Origin of the sequence: Thauera aromatica K172, from assembly GCF_003030465.1 — a bacterium.
GTDB classification, from domain to species: Bacteria; Pseudomonadota; Gammaproteobacteria; order Burkholderiales; family Rhodocyclaceae; genus Thauera; species Thauera aromatica.
This window is the reverse complement of the sequence record NZ_CP028339.1, coordinates 1,267,300-1,289,557: the sequence shown is the minus strand read 5'-3', so window position 1 is coordinate 1,289,557 and position 22,258 is coordinate 1,267,300. Positions and strand designations below refer to the sequence as shown.

Here is a 22,258-nt window from a genome sequence, read left to right as displayed (position 1 = left end):
GGCGGAAAGGGGTCGACCGGACCGGGTCAGCGGAACTGACTCAGGAAGCGAAGGTCGCCCTCGAAGAACAAGCGCAGATCATTGACCCCATAGCGCAGCATGGTCAGCCTGTCCGGCCCCATGCCGAAGGCGAAACCGGTGTAGCGCTCGGGGTCGATTCCGCCGGAACGCAGCACATTGGGATGAACCACGCCGCAGCCGGCAATTTCCAGCCAGCGCCCTTCGAGCGCTCCGCTCATGAACGCGACGTCGATTTCCGCCGACGGCTCGGTGAAGGGGAAGAAGGACGGGCGGAAGCGTACCTGCAAGTCGTCGGTCTCGAAGAAGCGGCGCAGGAAGTCGGCGACGACCCCCTTGAGGTCGGCGAAGCTGACTTTTTCGCCGACCCACAGGCCTTCGACCTGATGGAACATCGGCGAATGGGTGGCATCGGAGTCGACGCGGAACACGCGCCCCGGCGCGATCACGCGGATGTCGGGCATCGCCTCGAGATGCTTGTAGCGCTCCACATGGGCCTGCATCGCGCGGACCTGGACCGGGCTGGTGTGGGTACGCAGCAGCACGTCCTCATGGCCTTCGAGATAGAAGGTGTCGTGCATCGAACGGGCGGGGTGGTTTTCCGGCGTATTGAGCGCGGTGAAGTTATGCCAGTCGGTCTCGATTTCGGGGCCGTCGGCGACGACGAAGCCGATCGAGGCGAACAGTTGCTCGACCCGCTCCAGGGTGCGGCTGACCGGGTGCAGCCCCCCCTGCGTCGAGCCGCGCCCGGGCAGCGTCACATCCAGCGCTTCGGAAGCGAGCTGGGCGAGCAGCGCGGCTTCGCGCAGCGCCTCGCGACGAGCCTCGAGTTCGGCCTCGATCGCGGCCTTGGCTGCATTGATCGCGCTCCCCGCTTCCCGGCGGACGTCGGGTTCGAGCCTGCCGAGCGATTTCAGGCGCTCGGTGAGCGAGCCGGCCTTGCCCAGGTAGCGCGCCTTGGCCTGTTCGAGCTGCGCGCTGTCGGTGGCGGCGGCGAAATCGGCCGCGGCCTGTTGTACCAGTTGATCGAGCTGTTCCATGTCCCTGCCCTGGCGGAATGCGATGATGCGTGGTGCGGAAGTTCAGAAAAAAAAAGGAGGCCAGGCCTCCTTTTTTCGGACTGCGTCGAATTACGCAGCGAGTTTGGCCCGGGCCTGTTCGGCGATCGCGGCAAACGCCGGCTTGTCGAACACGGCCAGATCGGCCAGGACCTTGCGATCGATCTCGATCGCCGCTTTTTTCAGGCCGTTCATGAACGTGCTGTAGGTCAGGCCCAGTTCGCGCGCGGCAGCGTTGATACGGGCGATCCACAGGACGCGGAACTGACGCTTGCGTTGACGGCGGTCGCGGTAGGCGTACTGGCCCGCCTTCATCACCGCCTGCTTGGCGATGCGGTAGACGTTCTTGCGGCGGCCGCGATAACCCTTGGCCTGGACGAGGACTTTCTTGTGACGAGCGCGGGCGGTTACACCACGTTTAACGCGAGGCATGGCGGTCTCCTATCAAGCGTACGGAAGCATGGCGCGGATCAGCTTTTCATCGGCGGCATGAACTTCGGTCATGCCGCGCAGCTGGCGCTTGGCCTTGGTGGTCTTCTTGGTAAGGATGTGGCGCTTGAACGCCTGGGACCGCTTGATCCCGCCGCTCGAGCGGACCTTGAACCGCTTCGCGGCTCCGCTCTTGGTCTTCATCTTGGGCATTGCTCAGACTCCATGTTTTTGGATGCCGCCAGGTAGCGTCGAAAAATCCCGATGCGTTTTGACACCCGACTGCACTTGTTTTCCGCCGGACAGGACTCCCTGCCCCACGGCTTCGCCCCTGCAGGGACAAATTTCTTGAACCGGTCAGCGGTTCTTTTTCGGCGCGATGACCATGATCATCTGGCGCCCTTCCATCTTCGGCATCTGCTCGACCTGGCCCAGTTCTTCCAGGTCGGCCTTGATCCGCTCGAGCTGGCGCAAGCCGAATTCCTGATGCGCCATTTCACGGCCGCGGAAGCGCAAAGTCACCTTGCACTTGTCGCCTTCGTCCAGGAAGCGCTTGAGGTTGCGCAGCTTGATCTGGTAATCGTTCTCGTCGGTACCGGGACGAAGCTTGACTTCCTTCACCTGCACCTGTTTCTGCTTGAGTCGGGCTTCGTGGGCCTTTTTCTGTTCCTGATACTTGAACTTGCCGTAATCCATGATCTTGCAGACCGGCGGCTTGGCCATCGGCGCGATCTCGACAAGGTCCAACCCGGCCTCTTCGGCCATGTTGAGGGCTGCGTTCAGGGACACGATCCCCAGCTGTTCGCCTTCTTCACCGACCAGCCGGAGTTCGAGCGCGTTGATTTCCCCATTAACGCGCTGCTTCTTATCTTGAGCGATGGTTCAACTCTCCACGAAAACCAAAATCAGACCGAACCGGCTTTCGCTTCAACTTCGCGACGCCAGCGTTCGATCAGCGAATCGAGGGACATTTGGCCAAGATCCTGACCCCCTCGGGCGCGCACGGCCACCAGGCCCGCCGCTTTTTCCTTCTCGCCGATAACGATCTGGTAAGGCAGCTTCTGTACGCTATGTTCGCGGATTTTATAGTTAATCTTCTCGTTGCGCAAATCGGCCTCGACGCGGAAGCCCGCTTTCCTGAGCCTTGCTGCCGCCTCGCTGGCATACTCAGCCTGGCCTTCGGAGATGTTCATCACCACGGCCTGCACCGGCGCAAGCCACATCGGCATCGCCCCGGCGTGGTTCTCGATCAGGATCCCGATGAAACGCTCGAGCGAACCCAGGATGGCGCGGTGCAGCATCACCGGCACTTTCTTGGTGTTGTCCTCGGCGACGTATTCCGCCCCCAGACGCACCGGCAGGTTGAAGTCGAGCTGCAGCGTACCGCACTGCCACACCCGGCCCAGGCTATCTTTCAGCGAAAACTCGATCTTCGGCCCGTAGAACGCCCCCTCACCCGGCTGCAGATCATAGTCCAGCCCCTGCGCATCGAGCGCCGCAGCCAGCGCCGCCTCGGCCGCATCCCACTGCTCGTCGGTACCGACCCGCTTGTCCGGACGGGTCGACAGCTTGACCAGCACGTCGGTGAAGCCAAAGTCGGCATAGACCTGCTGCAGCAGGCGGATGAACTCGGCGGATTCACCCTGGACCTGGTCTTCGGCACAGAAAATGTGCGCGTCATCCTGCACGAAGTTGCGCACGCGCATGATGCCGTGCAGCGAACCGGAAGGCTCGTTACGATGGCACGAGCCGAACTCGGCCATGCGCAGCGGCAAGTCGCGGTAGCTCTTCAGCCCCTGGTTGAAAATCTGGATATGGCACGGGCAGTTCATCGGCTTCACCGCATAGTCGTGTTTTTCCGACTTCGTGGTGAACATCAGATCGGAATACATCCCCCAGTGGCCGGACTTTTCCCACAGCGAGCGATCGACGATCTGCGGCGTCTTCACTTCCTGATACCCATGTTCGCCGATCGTGCTGCGCAGGTACTGCTCCACCTGCTGCCACAGCGTCCATCCCTTGGCGTGCCAGAACACCATGCCCGGCGCCTCATCCTGCAGATGGAAGAGGTCGAGCTGACGACCGAGCCGGCGGTGGTCGCGCTTTTCGGCCTCCTCGATCATGTGCAGGTAAGCGTCAAGTTCGTCCTTCTTCGCCCACGCGGTGCCGTACACGCGCTGCAGCATCTCGTTTTTCGAATCGCCGCGCCAATAGGCTCCGGCAAGCTTGGTGAGCTTGAAGATTTTCAGCTTTCCGGTAGACGGCACGTGCGGCCCGCGGCAAAGGTCGATGAAATCGCCCTGCCGATACAGCGACACGTCTTCCTGCGCTGGAATCGAGGCGATGATCTCGGCCTTGTAGTGCTCGCCGATTCCTTTGAAGAACGCGACCGCCTTGTCACGAGGCCAGACTTCGCGCTGCACTGCGATTTCGCGTTTCGCGATCTCGCCCATGCGCACCTCGATCGCCGCCAGATCCTCCGGCGTAAATGGGCGCTTGTACGAAAAATCGTAGTAGAACCCGTTCTCGATCACCGGCCCGATAGTCACCTGCGCATCCGGAAACAGCTCCTTCACCGCATGCGCCAGCAGGTGCGCGGTGGAGTGGCGGATGATCTCCAGGCCTTCCTGGGTCTTGTCGGTGACGATGGCCAGCTCGACGTCGGTATCGAGCGTGTGTGAAAGATCGACCAGACGCGGACCGACGCGCCCGGCCAGGGCGGCCTTGGCGAGCCCGGCACCGATCGAGGCCGCAACCTCGGCCACCGTCACTGGGTGATCGAAGCTGCGAACGGAACCGTCGGGAAGGGTGATATTGGGCATGGCATGGGCCTCGAGCTGGACTCACCCCTTTCTCGTGGGGGCGACACGAATCGAAAAATGTGGACGAAAAAAAAGCGCGGTCTTGGCGCGCTTTTTTCTCTAGCAGACAAGCGGAGCCGACCTGTTCAGTTTCCGGCCTGAAAAGTAGTTCGGAACATGATGATCAACCCCATAAATCTGGTAGGCGCGATTGGATTCGAACCAACGACCCCCACCATGTCAAGGTGGTGCTCTAACCAACTGAGCTACGCGCCTGCTGAAGCCCCGCATTATAGGCACTGCAAAAATCCTGTCAAAGATTTTTTGTACTGCAGGACAGGAAACTCACTTTCTCAACCGTGACACCACGAACAGGATCACCACCGCACCGACGACGGCGCCGATGAAGCCGGCAGGCTGCCCGACCTGGTAGATCCCCAGAAACTGCCCGCCGAAAGTCGCCAGCATCGACCCGCCGATGCCCAGCAGCGCAGTCATGATCAAGCCGAGCCCATCCCTCCCCGGATGCAGCAGGCGAGCGACGAGACCGATGATGAGACCGATGAGAATGGTTCCGATGATGCCCATATCCAATGCCCTCCTGATCGTCGACCGTAGCCCTGCGCCCGCGCTGCGAGCGCGCACGCACCTCGAATCAACCTTCCGGCCAGCCTTCGAGGAACTGCTTCCAGTGTGGCGCATCGAGCCGGCCGAGCGCATCGCGAACGAACTGCACCTCGTCGGCCCAGGCCTTCGCATCGAGATGGCCGCGCATGCGCTCGAAGCGCAGGTACACCAGGTAGGTGTTCACGACGTCGGTTTCGCAATAATCGCGAATTTCCGCGGCCTTGCCATCGAGCCACGCCTGCCACACGGCTGCGCCGTCCATGCCGAGTTTGCCGGGATAGCCCATCAGCCTGGCCAGGTCGTCGAGCGGCGCGTTCGCGCGCGGCTGGTACATCGCCAGCAGATCCATCAGATCGAGATGACGGCTGTGATAGCGGCCGATGTAGTTGTTCCACTTGAAGTCGCGCGAATCATGGTAATCGCCGTCCCCCTGGTCCCAGTAGCGCGCGGCCGACACCCCGTGCACCATGCCGCGGTAGTGGAGCACGGGCAGATCGAAGCCGCCACCGTTCCACGAGACGATCTGCGGCGAATAGCGTTCGATGCCGTCGAAGAAGCGCTGGATGATCTCGCCTTCCCCCGCTGCCGGTTCGGACAGCGAGAACACGCGGAACTGCTGCGCATCGCGCAGGGCGCAGGAAATCGTCACTACCCGCTGCAGGTGATGCGGCAGAAAGTCGTTGCCATGGCTGGCGCGGCGCTGCTGGAACGCCCACTCCGCGACCTCGTAGTCCGACAGGCTGGCGGGGAGATCCTCCAGCGTGCGGATTCCGGCCACATCGGGAATGGTTTCGATATCGAAGACGAGAACCGGCATCACTTGCGCACCCAGTCGCCGCCCTGCTGCACCCACCACCCCGGCCGGGCGCGCTCGATCCAGCGCTGGGCGAAGGTGCGGCGCACATCGGCCTCCCATTCCGGGCGGCCATTGCCCCGCGCGATCTCGCGGTACAGTGCGGCGCGATCGGCATTCTCCGCGGCGATCAGGCTACTGACCTGGGCGCGCTGCGCCAGGGCGACGGCGGACGCATCGCGCAGCGCCACCGTCCCGTCGGCAGCGAACCCAACCGCCCCCGAAGTGTACAGCGGCTCCAGCCGCGCATGCCGTTGCTGCATCGACTGGCGCAGGGCCGCAATCGCCGGAGTGTCGATTTCCAGGTTCCCCTGGGCCTGCACCGCCCCCGCCAGCAGGAGGCCGAAAGCCAGCGCCACGATCCAGCGCGGGCATGAAAAAAACCGCTTCATTTCGCTTCTCCTTCCCGCCCGGGCACGCCAGTCCCGTTCTCGCGCAGCTGCCAGACTTCGTCGATGATACGGTCTGCCGCCTTCTCCGCCGCCGCTGCGGGAAAATAGATGTTGATCGTCACACAGCCCGCCAGCCCCAACGCCGCGACCAGAACTCCATTCGGCAACCATCCCATCTCGCCCTCCTGTTCGATGTCGCACTCAGCGCAGTTCGGGCGTGACATTGTCCGCAACCACGCGCTGCAGGCGGTCCACGAGTTCGCTCCAATCGACGCGCCGATTGTAGCCGATGACATTCAGCGCCGGGATGCCGCCGCCGCGCATGATCACGAAGCCTCCATCGGCACGTCCGCCGCCTTCGACTCCATCCATCGAGCATACATCGGACAGCATCCGGCAGCGCAGCCCGAGCTCACGGTAGCGGAAGGTGTCGAAAAATCCCAGCGCACCGCGCTGGATCGCCGCCATCGCCCCGCCCCCGCCCAGGGCACTGATATTCTGTACCGCACGCTGGCTGACCCGGCGCGGGTAACGCCCGGGGCTGCTGGCGATGCGCGCATCGAAGGCCGTGGGCCGCCAGTGGGTCAGTTCCAGTCCACGCACATCGGCATCGACAAAGCCGGTGATGCTGCCGAGCTGAAGGTTTCGGTCAGCTGGGCGAGATCGAGGTGACGGCCCTCGATGTCGGCACTCAGGTGCGAAGCGACCCCAAGCGGCTCGAGCAGGCGCAAGCCGGTCGCCTGCAGATAGCCGCCGAACACCGTGATCACGAGCGCGCCGTCGAATGCGATCTCTCCCGGCGTCACCCGCAGGCCGGGCAGCGAGGCCGACAACACTCCCGACATCGACGGCAGATCGAGCGCCGCGGTGAGGGCCGGCATCGATACGGGCTCGACCACCAGGCTGCCGCGACCGTGCCAGCCATCCGCCTCGCGGTGCAGCGCGAGATCATCGAAGACGAGCGCACTGTCGAGCAGAGGGACCACAGTGTGATCGAAGCGGACGCCATTGCCATCGACCCGCGCCCCCAACACAAAAGCGCCAAACTCGAGTTTTCCCCAGCGAGCACCGCCGATCTGCAGCGCAGCGCGCCGCTCGCCATCGCTCCGCCAGGGCAGGCGGCCGTCGACCGGCCCCACGGCCAGGCCACGGCTTCCATCGGCTCCGCGCAGACTCAAGCCGGCCGCGGCCAAAACCATATTGCCTTCCACCAGGCGCCCATCCTTGACCCGCAAGCCGCCGCTCACATACCCGGAAAAACTCAGCCGGTCGGCATTCGCGGGCGCCACCAGGGGAGCCATCCAGCGCGGCCCGAGCACCGCCAGGTCGGCGCCGGAAACGGTAACCGCGGCCTCGACCAGGCTCGCTTCGGCAAGATCGATCTCGGCCGCAAACGCCAGCGCCGCAACGCCTTCGAACTCGGCGCGCGCTTCATGCACGCTCAAGCGGCTGCCGCGCAGACGCCCGGCGGCGTCGACCAGCGGCCCCGCCTCGAAGTAAAGCGGATGCAGGTAAGCCGCCCCGTGGCGCCAGCCCAGGCGCGCCTGCCAGTCCCATGCCCCCGCCTTTTCCCGGGCATCGAGGCGGATGTCGAGACCGAGCGCCTCCGCCGCCTGCAAGCCATCGCTCGTGGCGAACCGACCGTCTTCGAGGCGAGCCGTCAAACGCAACTCGTCCCCGCCACCACGCCGCGCCGACCACTCGGCACGGCCGGAAAGCGTCCCCTCCGGCGCCCGCTCCTGCCAGGCTTTCATCATCCCCGGCCGCCACTCCTGCAGCCAGGCCGCCAGTTCGCTGAGCTCGACACGGTCGAAGTCCGCAACCCATCCTTCTTCCGGGGTGAAGGCGGCCTCGACGCGCGCGCCGCCCGCCGTGCGCAGAGCCAGGCGCATCGCCGCGCGCTGCGGTGCAAACGCGAATTCCGCATCGACCGGCAAGCGTCGCCCGGCAAGCCACAATTGCGCCCGGCTACAGCTCAGCTCATCGAGGGAGAAGCGCGCCCGCGCACAGCGCAGCACCACTTCGCGCCAGTGCCGCGAACCCAGCTTCACGCGCCCGATATGCAATTCCGCGCTCCCCCGGGCGGCATCGAAGCGCAACTCGAGGGCATGCACGGAAAAAGCCGGGTTATGCACTTCCGGCAGGCGCAAGAGCAGGCGCTCGACCGCCGATGCCGGAATGCTCCACCACAGCGCAAGCGCCAGGCAGGCTGCGCGCACGCCCCCGGCCAGCGCCGCGGCGCGCGCACGCGACGGTTCAGCCGGGGAAGACACCCGTGGAAAGATATCGGTCACCGCGATCACACACGATGGACACGATCACCGCGTTCTCGAGCTGGGCGGCGATGCGCAGTGCGACATGCATTGCGCCGCCCGAGGAGATCCCGGCAAAGATCCCTTCCTCGCGTGCCAGGCGGCGCGTCATTTCCTCGGCCTCGGCCTGGCTGACCGGTTCCAGGCGGTCGACCCGGGGACGCTCGAAAATCTTCGGCAGATAGGCCTCGGGCCATTTGCGGATGCCCGGGATCTGCGAGCCCTGCTCGGGCTCGCAGCCGACGATGCAGATTGCCGGGTTCTTTTCCTTGAGAAAGCGCGACACGCCCATGATGGTGCCGGTCGTTCCCATCGAGCTGACGAAATGGGTCACGCGGCCGCCGGTCTGCTCCCAGATTTCCGGGCCGGTGCCTTCATAGTGCGCGAGCGGATTGTCCGGATTGGCGAACTGGTCGAGGATGATTCCCTTGCCTTCGTCGCGCATGCGCTCGGCGATGTCGCGCGCCATCTCCATGCCTCCCGAAGTGGGAGTGAGCACCAGCTCGGCGCCGAAGGCCCGCATCGTCTGGCGGCGCTCGACGCTCTGGTTCTCCGGCATCACCAGGACCATGCGGTAGCCACGCATCGCCGCCGCCATCGCCAGGGCGATGCCGGTGTTGCCGCTGGTGGCCTCGATCAGGGTGTCGCCCGGCCGGATGTCGCCGCGCTGCTCGGCACGCACGATCATCGATAGTGCCGGGCGGTCCTTCACCGAACCGGCCGGGTTGTTGCCTTCGAGCTTGGCCAGGATGGTGTTGTTGCGGCCGGCGACGATGCGCTTGAGCCGCACCAGCGGAGTGTGTCCGACGTAATCTTCTAGCGTCCTGAATTCCATGTATCTCGCTCTTCGCGTTGAGTTGTCCCGCCGCAGCCGGGGGGCGGCGCTTACGGCGTCAGATCGAACTCTTCCGTTCGCCGCGGAGGGTAGGTTTCCCAGCCGCCGCAGGCCGGGCAGCGCCAGTGAAACTGGCGCGCCTTGAAGCCGCAGGCATCGCAGCGGTAGCGCGCCACCCGGCGGGTGTGCCCGTGGATAAGCTGTTTGACCAGCTCGATGTCGCCGCGTTGTTCGGCCGGTGCGGCCAGCACGGCAGCCTCGAGCAGCTTGTCCAGTCCGAGCAGGGTCGGATTGCGGCGCAGTTCCTCGCGCACCAGGCCGTATGCGGCACGGGGGCCGGCCTTTTCCATTTCCCAGTGGAAGAGCTCGTCGAGCAAATCGAGCGAGGCGTGCGCGGACAGCCACGCGCGCAGCAGCTGGTGCCCCTCCTCCACCCGGCCGAGCCGGCCATAGGCGTCCATCACGCGCTCCGCCACCAATGCCAGGTAGACCGGATCCTGGCTCTCGATCCGCTTCCAGGCTTCGAGCGCTTCCTCGTCGCGGCCGCGGGCCGCGAGCAGATCGCCAAGGATCAGGCTCGCCCGCACACTACGCCGATTCACCTCGAACGCGTGTTCCAGATGGGTTCGCGCTTCCTCATGGCGGGAATTCGCCAGTGCGCCGGCAGCGAGCTCGCAATGGAAGTTCGCCACTTCGGTGCGCCACATCACGCTTTCGTGCGCGGGCAAGGCCTGCGCCACCTCGATCGCTTTCGCCCAGTCTTTTTCCTGCTGATAGATTTCGAGCAGATAGCCGAGCGCGACCTCATTCGCCCGCGTACCGCGCAGCCTGACGAAAACCGCCTCGGCACGGTCGAGCAGGCCGGCTTTCAGGAAATCCTGCCCCAGCTCGCCGAGCGCCTGCAGGCGCTGCTCTTCGGAGAGATCCTCGCGGTCGACCAGGAGCTGATGCATGCGGATCGCGCGGTCGGTTTCGCCGCGGCGGCGGAACAGGCTCCCGAGGGCGAAGTGGAGCTCGATCGTCTGGGGATCGATGCGCACCGCCTCGACGAAAGCGTCGATCGCCTTGTCGGGCTGCTCGTTGAGCAGGAAGTTGAGCCCGGTCAGGTAGGATCGGGGCAGCGAGCGCGACTCCTGCACCACCTGGCGGATGTCGATGCGCGCCGCAAGCCAGCCCAGGGCAAAGAACAGCGGCAGCGCAAGCAGCCACCAGAATTCGATTTCCATGGTGCTCAGGAGGTCGACAGTCGGCTGTCGCCGGCCGGAGCAGAAGCAGGAGCAGATGCAGATGCAGGTGAATCGCTCCGGTCGCGCTCGGCGCGCTCGAGCTGGCGGCGCAGGCGCGAAATCTCACGACGCTGGCGGATCAGCGATGCCAGCGTGGCGGTGACCCCGAGCAGGGCGCCCGCGGCAAAACTGAGCAGGATGACGAAGACCAGCGGCAGTTGCCACTGCCCGCCGAAATAAAAATTCAGGGTAGCGAGGTGGTCGTTCTTGATCGCGAACCCGAACAGCAGGAAGAACAGCAACAGGCGGATGGACCAGATGATTGCGCGCATGGCCGGCATTATCTCCGAGCGGTGAGCAAAAAAGAAGGCGGCCGCAGCCGCCTTCCATTATTGCCTGTAAAACCGATTACCGCGTGCTCAGCTTTCGCCGAGATCGACCCGCTCGCGCAACTCCTTGCCCGCCTTGAAATGCGGAACGTATTTTTCCGGCACCAGAACCTTGTCGCCGGATTTCGGGTTGCGCCCCACGCGGGGCGGCCGATAGTTCAGCGCGAAACTTCCGAACCCGCGGATCTCGATGCGATCGCCACGCGCCAGGGCATCGACCATCGCATCGAGGATCATCTTGACCGCGTAATCGGCATCTTTTGCGACCAGTTGCGGAAAACGCTCCGCAAGCTGGGCGATCAGCTCCGATTTGGTCATGATCGTCCGGATTACTGCTTCTGCTCGTTCAGCTTGGCCTTGAGCAGGGCACCGAGGTTGGTGGTGCCAGAGGCGGCAGCGCTCTCGGAAGCGAGCTTGTTCATCGCCTCGGACTGTTCGACCTGGTCCTTGGCACGGATCGACAGGCTGATCGAGCGGGTCTTGCGATCGACGTTGATCACCAGAGCCTCGACTTCATCGCCTTCCTTGAGCATCGTGGTGAGGTCGTCGACACGGTGCGGGGCGGCTTCGGACGCACGCAGGTAGCCTTCGACGTCGTCCCCCAGCGCGATCACCGCACCACGCGCTTCGACCGACTTCACCGTACCGCGCACGAGGCTGTTCTTCTCGTGGGTGGCGATGAAGTTGGTGTACGGATCGCCTTCGAGCTGCTTGATGCCGAGCGAGATGCGCTCGCGCTCGACGTCGATCGCCAGCACCACGGCCTCGACCTCGTCGCCCTTCTTGAAGCGGCGCACGGCCTCTTCGCCGGACTCGCTCCACGACAGGTCGGACAGGTGCACCAGGCCGTCGATGCCGCCTTCCAGGCCGATGAACACGCCGAAGTCGGTAATCGACTTGATCTGGCCGCGGACCTTGTCGCCCTTCTTGTGGTTGATGGCGAAATCGTCCCACGGGTTGGACATGCATTGCTTCATGCCGAGCGAGATGCGACGACGGTCTTCGTCGATCTCGAGGATCATCACTTCGACTTCATCGCCGAGCTGGACGACCTTGGTCGGGTGGATGTTCTTGTTGGTCCAGTCCATCTCGGACACGTGGACGAGGCCCTCGATGCCCTGCTCGACTTCGACAAACGCACCGTAGTCGGTGATGTTCGTGACCTTGCCGAACAGGCGGGTGCCCTGCGGGTAGCGGCGGGCGATGCCGACCCACGGGTCTTCGCCGAGTTGCTTGAGGCCGAGCGAGACGCGGTTCTTTTCCTGGTCGAACTTGAGCACCTTGGCTTCGATCTCGTCACCGACGTTGAGCACTTCCGACGGGTGACGCACGCGGCGCCAGGCCAGGTCGGTGATGTGCAGCAGACCATCGATGCCACCGAGGTCGACGAACGCGCCGTAGTCGGTGATGTTCTTGACGATACCCTTGATGACCGTGCCTTCCTTGAGGTTGGCGAGCAGCTTCTCGCGCTCTTCGCCCATCGACTCTTCGAGCACGGCGCGGCGCGACACGACGACGTTGTTGCGCTTGCGGTCGAGCTTGATGACCTTGAATTCGAATTCCTTGCCTTCGTACGGCGTGGTGTCCTTGACCGGACGCATATCGACCAGCGAGCCCGGCAGGAAGGCACGGATGCTGTTGGTCATGACGGTCAGGCCACCCTTGACGCGACCGGTGATCACGCCCTTGACCAGGGAGCCTTCGTTGAGCGCCTTCTCGAGGTCGTTCCAGGCGGCGATGCGCTTGGCCTTGTCGCGCGACAGGCGGGTTTCGCCGTAGCCGTCTTCGAGCGCGTCGATGGCGACGTGGATGAAGTCACCCACATTGACTTCGAGCTCGCCGCGGTCGTTGCGGAACTCTTCGATGGGCACATAGCTTTCGGACTTCAGGCCGGCGTTGACGACGACGAAGTTCTGGTCGATGCGCACGACTTCGGCGGTGATGACTTCACCGGTGCGCATTTCCTGGAGGGCGAGGCTTTCCTCGAAGAGGGCGGCAAAGCTTTCTTCGAAGGAGGGGGTGGCGTTGGACATAGGGCTAGGGATCCGGCACCGCCGTGGGACGGCCAAAAAGTTGGTTCAAGAAAAAACGCGCCGGAGCCCACGCTCCCGCGCGATTGCGTCAGCCCGCCGCTTCGCCGCCCGCCCGCACGAGATCGAGGACGAAGGCGACAGCCTGCTCGACATTCCGTGCGGTCGTATCGAGCAGCACCGCGTCGGGCAACTTCAGCAAGGGCGCGACCGGACGGGCGGCATCGCGCGCATCCCGTTCCAGAAGATCCTTCAGAAGACTTTCCATGTTAGCAGCCGATCCCTTTTCGATCAACTGCTTATAGCGGCGCTCGGCCCGCGCTTCGGCCGAGGCGGTGAGGAAGACCTTGATGCCGGCATCGGGAAAGACCACCGAGCCCATGTCCCGCCCTTCGGCCACCAGGCCGGGAACCGCGCGGTAGTCGCGCTGGCGGTCGAACAGCGCCGCCCGCACCGCGGCCAGCACCGCGACTTTGGACGCGCCGACCGAGCATGCCTCGGAACGGATCTCGTCGGTGACGTCCTCGCCGGAGAGCCGCACCCGCTCCCCGTCGAAAGACGCCGGCAGGGCCGCGGCCAGCACCGCGACCGCGCGTTCGTCGTCCAGCGGAACGCCGGCGCGCATCGCTGCCAGCGCGACCAGCCGGTACAGCGAACCGCTGTCGAGATAGTGCCAGCCCAGCGCTGCGGCAACGCGCGCCGCCACCGTGCCCTTGCCGGACGCCGACGGGCCGTCGATCGCCAGCACCGGCACCGGCCTCGCAACCTGTGCGAACACATCGAAATAGCCCGGGAACGTCTTGTTCACGCACTTCGGGTCGTTGATGCGCACGCGCACGCCCCCCAGGCTCGCCAGCGAGAAGCACATCGCCATGCGGTGGTCGTCGTAGGTGTCGATTGCCGCCGGGCGCAGCCGCGCCGGACCGGATACCGCCAGGTAATCCGCTCCCTCCTCGACCTCGGCGCCAAGCTTGCGCAGCTCCGTGGCCATCGCCGCGATGCGGTCGGTTTCCTTCACCCGCCAGCTCGCGATGTTGCGCAGTCGGCACGGGCCGTCGGCGAACAGCGCCGCCACCGCCAGCGTCATCGCCGCATCCGGGATGTGGTTGAGATCGAGATCGAACGCCTTCAGCACTCCGTTCTCGGGTGCCGCAGCCTCGATCCAGTTGTCACCCATGGAGATCTTCGCGCCGAGCTGGCCGAGCGCCTCGGCAAAGCGCACGTCTCCCTGGATGCTGCTGCGCCCCACGCCCTCGACGCGCACCGGACCACCGCCAATGGCGCCGGCGGCGAGGAAGTAGGAGGCCGAGGAGGCATCGCCTTCGACGAACACCACGCCAGGGCTGCGGTAGCGCGCCCCGCCGGGCACCACGAAGCGCTCCCAGCCGTGCTGCTCGACCTCAACGCCGAAACGTGCCATCAGCTCGAGCGTGATCCGGACATAGGGCTTGGAGATCAGCTCGCCGACCACTTCGAGAGTGGTTTCCACTCCGGTCAGTGGCAGCGCCATCAGCAGCGCAGTGAGGAACTGGCTGGAGACGTCGCCCCGCACCTTGACCACGCCGCCGGGGCGAATCTGCGCCGGCTTCACCTCCAGCGGAGGATATCCTTCGCTCGATGTGCAGGTGATGTCGGCGCCAAGCTGGCGCAGCGCATCGACGAGGTCGCCGATCGGGCGCTCGTGCATGCGCGCCACGCCCGACAGACGGTACTCGCCACCGGACAGCGCGAGCGCCGCGGTCAAGGGGCGAAACGCGGTGCCGGCGTTGCCGAGGAAGAGCTCGGCGGCCTTCACCGGAAAGGGCCCGCCAACGCCGCGCACGCGATAGTTCAGCGTGTCGCCGCCGCGCTGCCAATCCACGCCGAGCACGTGCAGCGCCTCGAGCATGCGCTCGACATCATCCGAGAGCAGCAGGTCGCGGATTTCGGTTTCGCCTTCGGCCAGCGCCGCCAGCAACAGCACGCGGTTGGAGATGCTCTTCGAGCCCGGCAGGCGGACCCTGCCGGCGGCGCCCAGCATCGGGGGCAGGTCGAGAAATTCCATCGTCGCCTCTCAAAAACGGAGCCGGCGGCATCGCGCCGCCTTCCCCAATCCAGTCAATTCGCCTCCCCCGTGCGGGAGAGCGTTGCCCGCCCCCGGAGCTACTCCGCGGTCTGCACCGGCAAGCCGTCGGCCCAGGCATTGCGCGCACGCCGTGCGCGCTCGAACACCGCCTCCAGGCCGGGGCCGTCGCCCGCGGCGAGCAGGCCGCGCAGCTGCGCGAGCTCGGCGAGGTAGGTATCGAGTTCGTCGAGCAGAGCCCCCCGGTTGGCCACGCAGATGTCGCGCCACATTTCCGGGTGGCTGCCGGCGATGCGGGTGAAATCGCGGAAACCGCTCGCCGCGTGCGAGAACAGCAAGGGGGCATTCGGGCGGCGGGCGAGGTCATCGACCAGGCCGAAGGCGAGCAGGTGCGGCAAATGGCTCACCGCGGCGAAGACCCGATCGTGATCGTGCGGACTCATCTCGACCACTCCCGCCCCGCAGGCCTCCCACGCCGCGCGCACTTTCGCCACCGCCTCCGGCCGGCTTTCGGCCAAGGGGGTCAGCACCACCTTGCGATCGATATAGAGCCCGGCGAACGCCGCCTCGACTCCGCTTTTTTCGGCTCCGGCGATCGGGTGTGCCGGTACCACATCGGCCAGGCGATGCCCGAGGTGGCGGCGGACAGCGTCGATCACATCGCGCTTGGTGCTGCCGGCATCGGTCACGATCGTGCCCGCTTGCAGGTGGGGCGCCATCGCCGCCATGATCGCGTCCATCTGCCCCACCGGAGCGGCGATCAGCACCAGCTCGGCGCCGTCGAGGGCATCCGCCCAGCCATCGGCAATCGCGTCGATGACCCCGAGCGAGCGCGCACGCTCGAGCGGTTCGCGGCTGCGGCCGATACCCACGACCGGGCCGACCGCCCCGGCGCGGCGCAGCGCAAGCGCAAACGACGCGCCGATGAGGCCGACGCCGCAGACGACGAGCTTGCCGATCAAGGCCATGCCCTTCTCCCGCTCAGGCCAGCGCCTGGCGCAACGCTTCGATGAAGCGGGCGTTCTCTTCGGGCAGGCCGATCGACACCCGCAGCCAGTGCGGCATGCCGTAGGCGGCGATCGGGCGCACGATGACGCCCTGGCGCAGCAGCGACTGGTTGACACCGATCGCATCGCCGGCCTTGAAGGTGACGAAGTTGCCCGCCGAAGGAATCCATTCCAGCCCCATCGCCGCGAACGCCTCGGTGAGCTGCGCCATGCCGCGGAGGTTGAGTTCGGCGCTGCGCGCGATGAACTCCTCGTCGCCGAGCGCGGCCTCGGCCGCGGCCAGGGCGATGCTGGACACGTTGAAAGGCTGGCGCACGCGGTTCATCAGGTCAGCGACGTCGGGATGGGCGACCGCGTAGCCCACGCGCAACCCCGCCAGGCCGTAGGCCTTGGAGAAGGTGCGCGACACCAGCAGGTTGGGAAAGCGTTCCAGCCAGCCGATCGAGTCGTAGCGCTGCTCGGGCGCCAGGTATTCGGTATAGGCCTCGTCGAGCACGACCAGCACGTGGCTGGGAATCTGGCCGAGGAAGGCTTCGAGCGCCGCACCGGAGATGAACGTGCCGGTGGGATTGTTCGGGTTGGCGATGAACACCACCCGCGTCTGCGGGGTGATTGCCGCGGCCATCGCATCAAGGTCGTGGCCGAAGTTCCGGGCTGCCACTTCGATGCCACGCGCCCCGCGGGCGTTGGTCGCCAGCGGATAGACCGCGAACGCATGCCGCGAATAGACCGCGGACAGGCCCGGCGCGAGGAAGGCGAGCGTTACCAGCTCGAGGATGTCGTTCGAGCCGTTACCGACCACCAGCTGCTCGGGCTTCACGCCGAAACGGCGGCACAGCGCAGCCTTCAGCGCGAAAGCGCCGCCATCCGGGTAGCGCCCCAGATCGGCGACCGCAGCGTGCACGGCATCGCGCGCCTGCGCGCTCATTCCGAGCGGATTTTCATTGGAGGCGAGCTTGACGATGTTCGCTTCCTCGATCCCCATTTCGCGCGCGAGCTCGGAAATCGGCTTGCCGGGCTCGTAGGGCATGATCGAACGGATGTAGTCGGGCGCCAGGCTGGCAATGCTCATGCGGTCTTCTCCTTGTCTTTGCACGACGGCTCCGGCAGTTGCCGGGATGGCCGAAAACACGTTGGGTTGACACTGAATGGAAGGCGATCCGGCGCACGCTCGAGAAAATGCAGGGCCGCCGCGAGTTTTTTGCCCCCAGAGTTCTTGTCCCCTGAGGGGGGCGGAAACGGCAAAGCCGTTTCCTGAAGGCGCTCAAATGGCCGCTACCGGATAGGAGCCGATCACCTTGACGAACGCAGCCCGCTCGTTCAGCTCCTGGAGAGCCGCGGCCACGGCCGGGTCTTCGCGGTGGCCGTTGATGTCGGCATAGAACACGTATTCCCACAGCCCCGAACGCGCCGGCCGCGACTGCAGCTTGGTCATATCGACGCCGTGGCGGGCGAGCGGCTCGAGCAGGCCGTGGATCGCACCCGGGCGATTCGGCGTGGAAAACACCAGCGAAGTGCGGTCCTGCCCCGAAGGCCCGGCATCGTGCTCGGCGATGATCAGGAAGCGGGTGGTGTTGTTCGGATCGTCCTCGATGTTCGGCGCGAGGACGTTCAGCCCGTACAGGCGCGCCGCGGCCTCGCCGGCAAGCGCGCAGGATTCCGGATCTTCCGACGCCAGCCGCGCGGCCTCGGCATTGCTCGCCACCGGAATGCGCGGCAGGTGCGGCAGGTTGCGGTTGAGCCATTCGTGGCACTGCGCCAGCGACTGCGCGTGCGAGTAGATGCGCCGCGCGGCACCGATGCCTTCGGCGCGCGACATCAGCTGCTGATGGATGCGCAGCCGCACTTCGCCGCACACCCGGAGCGGGTTGGTGAGCAACAGGTCGAGGGTGCCGCCGACCGCGCCTTCGGTCGAATTTTCCACCGGCACCACGCCATAGTCGGCGTTGCCCGCCTCGACCGCCCGGAACACGTCTTCGATCGCCGCCATCGGCATGAAGTCCGGGGCGGAACCGAAATGCTTGCGGCTGGCGCTCTCCGAGAAGGTGCCCGCCGGCCCGAGGTAGGCGACGCGCAGCGGATGCTCGAGGGCGAGGCAGGCCGACATGATTTCGCGGAAGATGGTCTTCACCGCGTCACCCGGCAAGGGCCCCGGGTTGAGGTCGGCCAGGCGGCGCAGCACCTGGGCTTCGCGGTCGGGACGGTAGAACATGTTGCCCCGCTTGATCTCGCCCACCCGTTGCGCACAGCGCGCGCGCGTGGCCAGACGGGCAAGGATTTCCTCGTCGAGGTGGTCGATCTCGTTACGCAGTTTCAGCAGTTCGTCACTCATGCTCGGCCCCTGGCCCTCATCAAAATCAGCCCTTCCCGGCGCGGTGCGGCCATCCGTCCGCCCCGCCCGCTCAGGCTTTCCTTGCGGCGAAATCGCGCATGAAATCCACCAACGCCTGCACTCCGGCGAGCGGCATCGCGTTGTAGATCGAGGCGCGCATGCCGCCGACCGACTTGTGGCCCTTCAGCTGCACCAGCCCGGCGGCCTTCGACTCGGCGAGGAAGGCCTCGTCGAGCGCCCCGTCCTTGAGGAAGAAAGGCACGTTCATGCGCGAACGGCAGGCCGGGTCGACGCGATTCTCGTAGAAATCGCTGCGGTCGAGGAAGTCGTACAGCAGCTTCGCCTTGGCGATGTTTTGCGCCTCGATCGCGGCCACGCCGCCCTGGCGCTTGAGCCACTGGAACACCAGCCCGGCGACGTAGATCGCGTAGGTGGGCGGAGTGTTGTACATCGAGCCGTTGTCGGCGACCGTCCGGTAGTCGAAGGCGCTCGGGCAGTGCGCCATCGCGCGCCCGAGCAGGTCCTCGCGCACGATCACGATCGTGAGCCCCGCAGGGCCGATGTTCTTCTGCGCGCCACCGAAAATGAGGCCGTACTTCGACACGTCGATGACGCGCGACAGGATGTGCGAGGACATGTCGGCCACGACCGGCACTTCGCCGCGGCCAAGCTGCGCGAGGTCGGGCTCGAAGGGGTACTCGACGCCGCCGATGGTCTCGTTGGTGCAGGTGAAGACGTAGGCCGGATCGGGAGACAGTTTCCACTCGGCCATCGCCGGCACGGTGGTGAAGCCGCTCGCCTCGGACGAGGCGGCGATGTTCACCTCGGCGTACTTGCGCGCCTCCTTCTGCGACTTCTGCGACCACGAACCGGTGACCACGTAGTCGGCGACGCGCTTGTCGCCGATCAGGTTGAGCGGGATGATCGCGTTCTCGGCGATCGCCCCGCCCTGCATGAACAGGATGCGGTAATGGGCCGGCACCGCGAGCAGCTCGCGCAGATCGGCTTCGGTCTGCGCGGCGATGGCGGTGAACTCCTTGCCGCGATGGCTCATCTCCATCACGCCCATGCCCGAACCGTGCCAGTCGAGCATCTCGCCGGCGGCCTGGCGCAGCACTTCCTCGGGCAGCACCGCCGGACCGGCGCTGAAATTCCACACGCGGCTCATCAAGCTTCTCCTTCCTCGCCGGCGGCCGGGGCCTCGCCCTCGCTGCCCTCGCTGCCCTCGCCCGCCGCAGCCGGCGCATCGCCGTCGGCGGACTCGCCGTTGCTGCGCATGCTCTCGTCCGATTCGGACTCCGCGACCTTCTCGATGCTGGCGAGGAAAGTGCCTTCGTCAAGGTTGATCAGGGTTACGCCCTGGGTCGAGCGCCCCATTTCACGGATGCTTTCGACCCGGGTGCGGATCAGCACCGCGCCGGTCGAGATCAGCATCACCTCGTCGCTCGGCTCGACCAGCACGGCGCCGACGAGCTTGCCGTTACGGTCGGAAGTCTGGATCGCGATCATGCCCTTGGTGCCGCGACCGTGGCGGGTGTATTCGGCCACCGGTGTGCGCTTGCCGTAACCGTTCTCGGTCGCAGTCAGCACCGACTGGGTTTCGTCCTTGGCCACCAGCATCGCGATCACGCGCTGCCCTTCCTCGAGCGTCATGCCGCGCACGCCGCGCGCATCGCGCCCCATCGGACGCACGTCGGTCTCGGCGAAGCGTACCGCCTTGCCGGCATCCGAGAACAACATCACGTCGCACTGGCCATCGGTGATTGCAACCCCGATCAGGTGGTCGCCATCGTCGAGATTGACCGCGATGATGCCGGCCTTGCGCGGGTTGGAGAACGCGGTGAGCGCGGTCTTCTTGACCGTGCCTTCCGAGGTTGCCATGAACACGAAGTGCTCTTCGTCGAATTCCTTGATCGGCAGCACCGCGGTGATTTTCTCGCCCTCGACGAGCGGGAACAGATTGACGATCGGCTTGCCGCGCGAGTTGCGCGTGCCTTCGGGGACCTCGTACACCTTGAGCCAGTAGCAGCGCCCGCGGCTGGAGAAACAGAGCACGGTGTCATGGGTGTTGGCGACGAAGAGGTGGTCGATGAAGTCCTCGTCCTTCATCGAGGTCGCCTGCTTGCCGCGCCCGCCGCGGCGCTGGGCGCGGTAGTCGGCGAGCGGCTGGCGCTTGAAGTAGCCGGTGTGGGACAGGGTCACGACCATGTCTTCCGGCGTGATCAGGTCCTCGATGTTGATCTCGGCGGTGTTCATCACCAGTTCGGAGCGGCGCGGGTCGCCGAACTGGGTGCGCACCGCGCTGAGCTCACCGACGATGATCGCGGTGATGCGCTCGGGACGGGCGAGGATGTCGAGCAGGTCGGTGATGACGTCCATGACCTCGCGGTATTCGCCGACGATCTTGTCCTGCTCCAGCCCGGTCAGGCGCTGCAGGCGCAGCTCGAGGATGGCCTGGGCCTGGGCCTCGGACAGGCGATAGCCCTGCGCCTGCAACCCATACTGCGGGTCCAGCCCTTCCGGCCGGTAGCTGTCGGCCAGCGCGCGCGACAGCATCTCCTCGACCAGGGCCGAGCGCCACTCGCGCACCATCAGCTCGCGCTTGGCATCGGCCGGAGTGGGAGCGGCCTTGATCAGGGCGATGATCTCGTCGACGTTGGACAGCGCCACCGCCAGGCCTTCGAGGATGTGGCCGCGGTCGCGCGCCTTGCGCAGTTCGAAGATGGTGCGCCGGGTGACGACCTCGCGGCGGTGCTCGAGGAAGCACACCAGCATCTGCTTGAGGTTGAGCAGGCGCGGCTTGCCGTCGACCAGCGCCACCATGTTCATGCCGAAGCTGTCCTGCAGCTGGGTGTGCTTGAACAGCTTGTTGAGCACGACCTCGGGCATCTCGCCGCGCTTCAGCTCGATCACCAGGCGCATGCCCGATTTGTCCGACTCGTCGCGGATTTCGCTGATGCCCTCGATCTTCTTCTCGTTGACCAGCTCGGCCATGCGCTCCTGCAGGGTGCGCTTGTTCACCTGGTAGGGCAGCTCGTCGACGACGATAGCCTGGCGGTCGGTCTTGCCGATCGGCTCGAAGTGGGTGCGCGCACGCATCACCACGCGGCCGCGGCCGGTACGGTAGCCCTCGCGCACGCCGGCGAGGCCGTAGATCAGGGCGGCGGTCGGGAAGTCCGGGGCCTGGACGATGTCGATCAAGGCCTCGATGTCGGTCTCGGGCTCGGCGAGGAGCTTGAGGCAGGCATCGACGATTTCGCCCAGGTTGTGCGGCGGGATGTTCGTCGCCATGCCGACCGCGATGCCGGAGGAGCCGTTGATCAGCAGGTTGGGGATGCGCGCGGGCATCACCAGCGGCTCCTTCTCCGAACCGTCGTAGTTCGGCCCGAAGTCCACCGTCTCCTTGTCGATATCGGCGAGCAGCTCGTGGCCGATGCGTGCCATGCGGATCTCGGTGTAACGCATCGCCGCGGCGTTGTCGCCGTCGACCGAGCCGAAGTTGCCCTGGCCGTCGACCAGCATGTAGCGCAGCGAGAAGTCCTGCGCCATGCGCACGATCGTGTCATAGACCGCGGTATCGCCGTGGGGGTGGTACTTGCCGATGACATCGCCGACGATGCGCGCGGATTTCTTGTAGGCGCGGTTCCAGTCGTTGGACAGCTCGTGCATCGCGAACAAGACGCGCCGATGTACCGGTTTGAGACCATCGCGCGCATCGGGCAGCGCCCGCCCCACGATCACGCTCATCGCGTAGTCGAGGTAGGAGTGGCGCATCTCCTCCTCGAGGCTGATCGGCAGGGTTTCCTTGGCGAACTGAGTCATTCTTGCGGGCGGGCTAGCCGCGAAAACCAAAACACGCAATGCTACCATGCGCCACCTGCCAGCGC

22 protein-coding genes and 1 tRNA gene are annotated in these 22,258 nt (G+C 65.6%); all 23 read right to left on the bottom strand.

The annotated features are described in order from the left end of the window. Positions 1-26 precede the first annotated feature (26 nt). The 23 genes from pheS to gyrA all read right to left on the bottom strand — a co-directional run bounded on the left by pheS (position 27) and on the right by gyrA (position 22,193). Positions 27-1,058 carry a phenylalanine--tRNA ligase subunit alpha gene (gene pheS / locus Tharo_RS06190; RefSeq protein WP_107220447.1) on the bottom strand — a complete coding sequence of 344 codons (1,032 nt, stop codon included), beginning with the start codon at positions 1,056-1,058 and terminating at the stop codon, positions 27-29. Positions 1,059-1,148: 90 nt separating this feature from the next. After that, a complete protein-coding gene (gene rplT, locus Tharo_RS06185) occupies positions 1,149-1,508 on the bottom strand; it encodes a 50S ribosomal protein L20 (protein WP_107220446.1) in 360 nt (119 codons plus the stop codon). A 12-nt stretch (positions 1,509-1,520) separates the two neighbouring features. After that, positions 1,521-1,718, bottom strand: coding sequence for a 50S ribosomal protein L35 (rpmI, locus tag Tharo_RS06180; RefSeq protein WP_075148334.1), 198 nt, complete (start codon positions 1,716-1,718; stop codon positions 1,521-1,523). 144 nt (positions 1,719-1,862) lie between these two features. Beyond that, entirely contained in the window at positions 1,863-2,384 is a 522-nt protein-coding gene (gene infC, locus Tharo_RS06175; RefSeq protein ID WP_107220445.1) for a translation initiation factor IF-3, read from the bottom strand. Between the two features lie 26 nt (positions 2,385-2,410). Beyond that, on the bottom strand, positions 2,411-4,327 hold the full coding sequence (gene thrS / locus Tharo_RS06170) for a threonine--tRNA ligase (RefSeq protein WP_107220444.1): 1,917 nt from the start codon (positions 4,325-4,327) through the stop codon (positions 2,411-2,413). A gap of 178 nt (positions 4,328-4,505) precedes the next feature. Beyond that, positions 4,506-4,582: transfer RNA gene (locus tag Tharo_RS06165), tRNA-Val, on the bottom strand. A 69-nt stretch (positions 4,583-4,651) separates the two neighbouring features. Beyond that, entirely contained in the window at positions 4,652-4,894 is a 243-nt protein-coding gene (locus tag Tharo_RS06160; protein ID WP_107220443.1) for a GlsB/YeaQ/YmgE family stress response membrane protein, read from the bottom strand. A gap of 67 nt (positions 4,895-4,961) precedes the next feature. Then, on the bottom strand, positions 4,962-5,750 hold the full coding sequence (locus tag Tharo_RS06155; RefSeq protein WP_211309665.1) for a 3'-5' exonuclease: 789 nt from the start codon (positions 5,748-5,750) through the stop codon (positions 4,962-4,964). Continuing rightward, the gene (locus Tharo_RS06150; protein ID WP_107220441.1) at positions 5,750-6,178 is read right to left on the bottom strand and encodes a YdbL family probable chaperone protein; all 429 of its coding nucleotides are present in this window, start codon (positions 6,176-6,178) and stop codon (positions 5,750-5,752) included. The genes Tharo_RS06155 and Tharo_RS06150 overlap by 1 nt, the downstream gene beginning before the upstream one ends. Then, positions 6,175-6,354 (bottom strand): hypothetical protein, encoded by a 180-nt coding sequence (locus tag Tharo_RS06145; protein WP_107220440.1) that lies wholly within the window; start codon positions 6,352-6,354, stop codon positions 6,175-6,177. Before Tharo_RS06145 ends, Tharo_RS06150 begins: the two co-directional genes overlap by 4 nt. Positions 6,355-6,379: 25 nt before the next feature. Further along, complete coding sequence (locus Tharo_RS17920) at positions 6,380-6,781, bottom strand: hypothetical protein (protein ID WP_245881015.1); 402 nt, start codon at positions 6,779-6,781, stop codon at positions 6,380-6,382. Beyond that, positions 6,763-8,451 carry a hypothetical protein gene (locus Tharo_RS06140; protein ID WP_245881014.1) on the bottom strand — a complete coding sequence of 563 codons (1,689 nt, stop codon included), beginning with the start codon at positions 8,449-8,451 and terminating at the stop codon, positions 6,763-6,765. Before Tharo_RS06140 ends, Tharo_RS17920 begins: the two co-directional genes overlap by 19 nt. Beyond that, positions 8,435-9,325 carry a cysteine synthase CysM gene (cysM, locus tag Tharo_RS06135; RefSeq protein ID WP_107220439.1) on the bottom strand — a complete coding sequence of 297 codons (891 nt, stop codon included), beginning with the start codon at positions 9,323-9,325 and terminating at the stop codon, positions 8,435-8,437. Before cysM ends, Tharo_RS06140 begins: the two co-directional genes overlap by 17 nt. 50 nt (positions 9,326-9,375) lie before the next feature. Then, positions 9,376-10,551, bottom strand: coding sequence for a lipopolysaccharide assembly protein LapB (gene lapB / locus Tharo_RS06130; protein ID WP_107220438.1), 1,176 nt, complete (start codon positions 10,549-10,551; stop codon positions 9,376-9,378). 5 nt (positions 10,552-10,556) lie between these two features. Continuing rightward, entirely contained in the window at positions 10,557-10,883 is a 327-nt protein-coding gene (locus tag Tharo_RS06125; protein ID WP_107222335.1) for a LapA family protein, read from the bottom strand. An 87-nt stretch (positions 10,884-10,970) separates the two neighbouring features. Further along, entirely contained in the window at positions 10,971-11,258 is a 288-nt protein-coding gene (locus tag Tharo_RS06120) for an integration host factor subunit beta (protein WP_107220437.1), read from the bottom strand. Between the two features lie 11 nt (positions 11,259-11,269). After that, on the bottom strand, positions 11,270-12,973 hold the full coding sequence (gene rpsA / locus Tharo_RS06115) for a 30S ribosomal protein S1 (protein WP_107220436.1): 1,704 nt from the start codon (positions 12,971-12,973) through the stop codon (positions 11,270-11,272). An 88-nt stretch (positions 12,974-13,061) separates the two neighbouring features. Continuing rightward, positions 13,062-15,014 (bottom strand): bifunctional 3-phosphoshikimate 1-carboxyvinyltransferase/cytidylate kinase, encoded by a 1,953-nt coding sequence (locus Tharo_RS06110; protein WP_107220435.1) that lies wholly within the window; start codon positions 15,012-15,014, stop codon positions 13,062-13,064. Between the two features lie 98 nt (positions 15,015-15,112). Further along, positions 15,113-16,000 (bottom strand): prephenate dehydrogenase, encoded by an 888-nt coding sequence (locus Tharo_RS06105; RefSeq protein WP_107220434.1) that lies wholly within the window; start codon positions 15,998-16,000, stop codon positions 15,113-15,115. 13 nt (positions 16,001-16,013) lie between these two features. Beyond that, entirely contained in the window at positions 16,014-17,111 is a 1,098-nt protein-coding gene (gene hisC, locus Tharo_RS06100; protein ID WP_107220433.1) for a histidinol-phosphate transaminase, read from the bottom strand. Positions 17,112-17,303: 192 nt separating this feature from the next. Then, on the bottom strand, positions 17,304-18,371 hold the full coding sequence (gene pheA / locus Tharo_RS06095) for a prephenate dehydratase (RefSeq protein ID WP_107220432.1): 1,068 nt from the start codon (positions 18,369-18,371) through the stop codon (positions 17,304-17,306). 70 nt (positions 18,372-18,441) lie between these two features. Further along, entirely contained in the window at positions 18,442-19,539 is a 1,098-nt protein-coding gene (gene serC, locus Tharo_RS06090; protein WP_107220431.1) for a 3-phosphoserine/phosphohydroxythreonine transaminase, read from the bottom strand. Next, the gene (gyrA, locus tag Tharo_RS06085; RefSeq protein WP_107220430.1) at positions 19,539-22,193 is read right to left on the bottom strand and encodes a DNA gyrase subunit A; all 2,655 of its coding nucleotides are present in this window, start codon (positions 22,191-22,193) and stop codon (positions 19,539-19,541) included. Before gyrA ends, serC begins: the two co-directional genes overlap by 1 nt. Positions 22,194-22,258 lie beyond the last annotated feature (65 nt).